5 protein-coding genes are annotated in these 5,859 nt (G+C 57.0%); 1 reads left to right on the plus strand and 4 read right to left on the minus strand.

Going from position 1 to position 5,859, the window contains the following annotated elements:
* A partial coding sequence (locus ACODSV_RS35795; RefSeq protein WP_489044993.1) for a reverse transcriptase domain-containing protein occupies window positions 1-806 on the plus strand: 806 nt, incomplete at its 5' end.
* Window positions 807-1,537: 731 nt separating this feature from the next.
* Here ACODSV_RS35795 and ACODSV_RS35800 read toward each other — a convergent pair.
* From ACODSV_RS35800 to pycTIR, 4 genes are all read right to left on the minus strand, one after another.
* Window positions 1,538-1,711: a hypothetical protein gene (locus tag ACODSV_RS35800; RefSeq protein WP_016712140.1), complete on the minus strand. Its 174-nt coding sequence runs from the start codon at window positions 1,709-1,711 to the stop codon at window positions 1,538-1,540.
* A 319-nt stretch (window positions 1,712-2,030) separates the two neighbouring features.
* Window positions 2,031-2,804, minus strand: a complete 774-nt coding sequence (locus ACODSV_RS35805) for an E2 domain-associated cysteine-rich protein (RefSeq protein WP_073624886.1) — start codon at window positions 2,802-2,804, stop codon at window positions 2,031-2,033.
* Window positions 2,801-4,345, minus strand: a complete 1,545-nt coding sequence (gene pycC, locus ACODSV_RS35810; protein ID WP_003127475.1) for a Pycsar phage resistance system uridylate cyclase PycC — start codon at window positions 4,343-4,345, stop codon at window positions 2,801-2,803. The genes ACODSV_RS35805 and pycC overlap by 4 nt, the downstream gene beginning before the upstream one ends.
* A gap of 80 nt (window positions 4,346-4,425) precedes the next feature.
* Window positions 4,426-5,352: a Pycsar phage resistance system effector protein PycTIR gene (gene pycTIR / locus ACODSV_RS35815; RefSeq protein WP_010562503.1), complete on the minus strand. Its 927-nt coding sequence runs from the start codon at window positions 5,350-5,352 to the stop codon at window positions 4,426-4,428.
* Window positions 5,353-5,859: the final 507 nt, after the last annotated feature.

Genomic DNA, 5,859 nt, shown 5'->3' on the forward strand with positions numbered 1-5,859 from the left:
GGCTCAGGCCGAGAAAAAACTTAACGTCGTGTCCGGGATTAGTTGACCACTACAGGTGGCTGGTTGCGCCGTTCGAAACGGATGACGGCATGCGCGTCCCACGCGAACGCGGCACCCCGCAAGGTGGAGTGCTCAGTCCCCTCCTGATGAATCTGTTCATGCACTATGCCTTCGACACCTGGATGCAACGTACCAGCCCCAACTGCCCGTTTGCCCGCTACGCCGATGATGCGGTGGTGCACTGCCGCAGTCGAAAGCAAGCGGAGTACGTGATGCGCTCCATTGCTTCACGGCTGGCTGCCTGTGGCTTGACGATGCACCCGGAGAAATCGAAAGTCGTGTACTGCAAGGACAGTAACCGTCGCGCAGGTTATCCGCATGTGAGCTTTACCTTCCTCGGCTTCACCTTTAGGCCGAGGAAGGCGCTCAGCAAACAAGACCAGCTCTTCACGAGCTTCCTTCCGGGAGCGAGTGCGGATGCCTTAAAGCGGATGCGGCAAGCGGTACGCAGGTGGCGACTCAATCGCCAAACCCACGTGACGCTGGTCGACGTGGCTCGGCTCTACAATCCAGTGATACAGGGGTGGTGGCAATACTATGGCTCGTTCTATCGGACAGCCATGCTTGGCATCTTCCAGCACATTGACCGCGCGCTTGAACGCTGGGCCCGACGAAAATACAAGGCCCTTCATAGGCGCAAGCGGCGCATTAGCCAATGGCTGGACAAGATGCGGACTGTGGTACCCCGGCTGTTTCATCACTGGCGAGTGACCGGGCAGCAAGGTTGGATAACGGGAGCCGTATGACGCGAGAGTGTCACGTACGGTTCTGCGAGCGGCTGCGGGGGCAGTTCCCGCGGCCGACTCACCATTTCGGCAGTGCGACCTGAAAGTCGCATGGGTTTCTGTTCCGCAGGTTAACGCCCGACGGAACCGACTGTTCCACCACTCGTTCCCTACCCAGACAGGCGTGGCCGGTAACAGCCGGGTCTGAAGCTCTGGGGACAATGTAACCGCCGATATTTCGGTAGGTCGAACCGCGAGGCCAGACTGAATCTGCCAGCATCAAGGCGGAGAGGCGCTAGGGATGAACAGGTACCCGCCAACTGCACGGGGGTGATGGTGCTCGCTTGGCGACTGGCTTCTTGCTGGAGGTTAGAGATTGCTTCGGCAATTGCCTTGGTCTGAGCCACATAGCTGCCGGATAGGTTGGCAATCACAATGCAGCAACGCGGTAACTCCAGAGCGGCGCTCATCAGGCAGCTGAGTGTGTAGGTGCTCACGGTAGCCAGCGTACCGCCGCCGATGACAGTAGTGCTCGCGTTTTCAAGGTAGGGCGGCAACTCATCGAGCATGATCAGGGTCGGTTTGTCCCCGATAATTTTCTTCCAGCCAGCCTGATCGACCGCGCGAGGGCCATTGACCCAGTAGGGCTTGATGGCTTCCTCTTCGCCTAGTTGGGTAGTCGCGAATGATGGGGTTGAATGTGCATGCCTGCTTGACTGTCTTGAGCATCTGCTCGACTCCCTGAGAAATACTTAATCGTTGCTCGACTGACTGGAGGGTGGGGTGGGCTGCGGAATGGAAAGCTCCTGACTCACCTGCTGCAGAAACCACTCACGCATGGTCAACCCACGCGCCTTGAGTGCGGCGTAGATCTGCTGCTTTTGGGCAGGATCAACCTCGATCACAACGCGATTGCTAGTTTTCATAGGCATGGGCACCTGGCTTAGGTTTGTAACGTGACGTGATGTTATGTTCGAAGGGGAGGGGCTGGAAGCCCTGGCGTACATTAATTTATTTTCTCTTTTAGGAGCATCTTGAGGTAGGCCCCCGTGGCCTGGCCGTTACTTCTGCCAAGTACTAAAAACGGGGTACCGGCCGGTCATCATGGCCTTCGACTGCTCAGGGTTAAGATCCTGTTGTTGCTCCTGCCAGTTGCCTGATCAGACGAAACGTCCCCGGTATGAGCGGCGGGCTGCTAGTCCAGATGCCGACTCGCCTGGGGACCAGCCCGAATTACACCGGGACTTATGGGCTGAGTGGGCAGCTATCGCAGGAACCACAGCAAGGCTTGCCGTGCATGGAGTCCCAATATTGCCGCTCAGCCTCTTCCCAGTCCCGCAATGCGAAAGCCAGTTCGGTAGCCTGCTTTGCATGGTCATGGCAGCGTCGAATTCGTTTAGGACGGCGGCGTCCATACAGGCCGCAGAAGCAGCGCCTTTTTTGGTTGATTACCCGCCGGGACTTTTCCCACACGCTAAACAAAGGCACTGTTCCGGAGATCACATCCAAGATAGGTCGCTCTTTGGACTTTCTGCGCTTGAGCCCTAGCTGATTTACCGCAAGATCGTTAGCGATTTTGCCACTGATTGCGCTCGCAGCCTTCTGCGCTCGCAGTTGATGTCGAGCTGCGTCGCCGTGTGCCCACGCGGAACCATTCGGCCATCTGCGCAGAGTGCGAGCGCGCTCTTGAAGCTTTAGGTATTTGTAGATTGTCTCAAGCCAGGCACGAGCGGACGGCTCGTCTGAGACAGGAAGCGGATTGGCGCCCGCGTAAAACAGACAGAACGTACCATCATAATTGATGTGCCGTTCCGGGCAAAAGCCTGGCAAGTGATGTGGTGTGCTTTCGCGTGCTTCTATCCATTCACCGTCTTGGCGTAAATGCAGCTTGTAGGGGAGCGTTCTCCCGTCCACCAGCCGAATCGGAAGATCAAGCGTTGCTGTCTGCGGAACGGATGTTACACAGGTACCCCCGAAATCTGGGGCGACCTGTGCAATCAGGTCGAGCGCTGTGCTCAACGGCTGCCGTCTACTTTCTGGCGGGAGTGGGGCTGCACCTGACGCTCATCTGCGCGAATGATGGCGGCGGAACCCGCATAGGCTTCCGAGCGAGCTTGCTTCGCAGATGCGTCCCCATCATCTGCCAGGGCTTCGGTAGCTTCGTTGTAGTCCAGGTGTGATGTCTTACGACTCTTCCCAAACAGGTTCTGCACAGCTTTCGATGCTGCGTCGTAAGCTACTTGCCCGATCGCGGTTTCCACCCCCGAACACGCGCATTGGCGTTTCTCAGACTCGATCACGCTACGCCCGATAGCGCACCTAACTCTATTACCCTTGGCGCCCAGGCGCGTGACGGCTATTGGGCCCAGATCGAAGCCAATCGCGAGGCCGAGGTCGCCGGTTTCAATACCTTCGGCGTTCAGCCGCTCAATTGCGAGATTGAAGCTGCTGCGCAGTGCACCTGCTAGCCGTGTGGCCTCGGATACTGACTTCTCTTCGTCAGTAGTATGCGCGGTGCCGTCACAGGATAGGGCTTGCACGCAGTCTCCGATGAAGCGCACCCGGCGCCCTTCGAAGTCGGAAGTCACGACCCGCTCCAGCTCGGAGCGGATGACATGCAAAGTCCGCACGACATCGTCGGTCTTCTCGTTGATGTGATCGGCCACGTAGGCTGTGAAGCCATCAATATCGGCGTAGAGGCTCACCATCTCCTGTCGCTTCGAGTTGGCCGGAGTCAGCGAGTAAATGTCCATATCACGCAGGGGTGGGGTTTGGCGGGAAAACTGGTAACCGCCAATGGGGTTCTTTTTCAGATCCTCACGCCACTCCTCGACGATCTCGTCGGACGTGACATCCAGCTTGGCCGCATCCTGACATGCCTTGATCTCTATCGCGGTTAGGGCAGATTTTTCCGGCTCATCGCTTTCCGCAAGGCCGATGGCCTTACGAGCATTGTTGGTCAGATAGATACCCCTGGCCTTGTTATTACTGGCCAGTTTCGCGGCATGGTTCGCTGGATCGCCCAGGAACAAGGGTTCGCGGTACCCGCTGCGGCCATTGTTTACAGCAAGAGCTAGGCCGGTATCGATGCCAATTCGAACCTTGGCTGCTGGGATTTGCTCATCGTCGTCGCCCGTCTCTGCAAGCACGTCAATGATCAATTGCGCAGTCGCAACGGCGCGTTGAACACGCTTGGTCTCAGCGCCGGACTCAGTGTTGTACGGCTTAGTGAAAAGGGAGTGCAGCCGCTGACTGTGGAAGTCGACGCGGCGCGCATCAACCTTGTTGAGAATTCGCTTGACTGCCCGGTAGTGCTGGTCAAGAAAGCGCAGCGTGCGCTTGTGACACTCTGTGCCCTCGACTGCAGTGATGTTCAGCATGTCCTCGAGATTCATGATGTCCGCATACATGTGGACCCCATCCACGCGGTACGCGGTACTGGTAGGAATCGATTCCAACGACATGTCGCGCACGTAATCCTTGATGGTGATTTCCTCAACATCAGCGATCTTCTGGTCTATGTGTTTTGCAGCGCGATCATGGTTCCAGCTCTTGCTCATCGATCACTCCTTCGGGTGATTGGGCGCGCTGCAATGCGGTAGGCAAGCGCATGCCAAATTTGCTTGTTGACAGATATCCGTTACTTCGGTCCTAGCTTGTTGAAAATGGTGCGTAGCTGATTGCAGGCTGGAGATAGGCTGGAGGGCAGCTGGTCTTCACTTTTCGTTAGGCGATATCCGATGGTTGTCAGCCCTTTCAGATCTGACGGCAGATGTACCTCGTCACCCCTAGGCTCAAGAAGGAAGGTTCGTGCCCTGCCAAGTCGTCCTACGAACAGGCCAAGCTCGAAAATGACGTTGTCGCGCGGCGTATTCTTGGTTTCCTCGCGCATTGTGACGGAGTCGTCCGGCTGTGCGATTGCGATGGCAAAATCGCACTCGTCCAGTTGCTCTTCGAGGCTTTCAAGGGCGTACTGCGATGCGCGGAAAACGCCTTGTGTCCAGGTCTTTACGAAGAACTTGTCGTGCTCAAGGTTATTCTCGATTGCCCGGGCAATAGGGAGTGCCTCGACCGAGCAAATGATGAATACGTGGGATGACTGATGGGCAGGAAGCACCATGTCGTTTCGCTGGTGTAGTCGATCGACCAGTTGCCGAGTGACCTGTCGCCAAACCGAGGGATACGCGTCCGCAATGGACTTGAAGTCTGCCGCGCTGACCTTCAAGACAATCGAGGGCTCGGTGGCCAGTACAGTAGCAGAGCGCTTCGCTGTTGGGACCAGAGCAGCCATTTCTCCGACGTGATCGCCGCCCCCTCGTGTTGCGACTTCACGATCATGGACCTTCACCTGGAAATGCCCTGTGATGATGAAATAAACCTCGGAGTCCTCCGCGTCCTCGGTAATGAGCACAGCATCCTTAGCGATCTCCTCCAGCGTTCCTACCTCTGCGAGGCGGCGTGCTAGGTCTTGATTTCCGAGTACCAGCTTCTGCTCAAGCAGTACTTCCTCAAGAACGGCGCGGCCTGACGGCCCTTCAAAGCGATCGATCAACTTCCCAGTAGTCATGATGGTGAGCATTCCCTTGCGAAGAGGTTGCGGGGGCGTTCACAGAGAAATGGGGACGTGCGTCACCCTTTCAAGGGGCGCTGAAGAAAAGATCTGGGCATGGCGGGCGCTCAGGGACGCAGGTTCAAACTCTGTTTGATTGCATTCGGGAGTAGTGGGCCGAATGTTCAGTGTCAAACATTTTGTGCTGTAAGACCTGACGTGCTCTGGTACACCTGTCAAACCTTCTCTTGATTGGCGTCAGTTTTTGTCAATCAATGGGGGTGAGTTTGACGGTCAATGGGGAGTCGCCGAAATAGCATCATAGGTAGGGATTACGGGCGATTTGGCGGTGTCAATCGAAGGAACGTAATTTGATAGCTCACATTACTGGCCGGACGACCCGCTGATAGCCGAGCCGACCGCGCGGATCAAACCCCGAAAGTCGTAATGCCAAAGATCAAAATGTGGGAGGGGCGGGGGGGGGGGGGGGGGGGGGGGGGGGGGGGGGGGGGGGGGGGGGGGGGG

The sequence above is a fragment of the Pseudomonas sp. FG86 genome (assembly GCF_057808775.1).

Coding starts and splice junctions, on each gene's coding strand:
- ACODSV_RS35800 (WP_016712140.1), bottom strand. CDS start 1,711: ATGAAAACTAGCAATCGCGTTGTGATCGAGGTTGATCCTGCCCAAAAG.
- pycTIR (WP_010562503.1), bottom strand. CDS start 5,352: ATGACTACTGGGAAGTTGATCGATCGCTTTGAAGGGCCGTCAGGCCGC.
- pycC (WP_003127475.1), bottom strand. CDS start 4,345: ATGAGCAAGAGCTGGAACCATGATCGCGCTGCAAAACACATAGACCAG.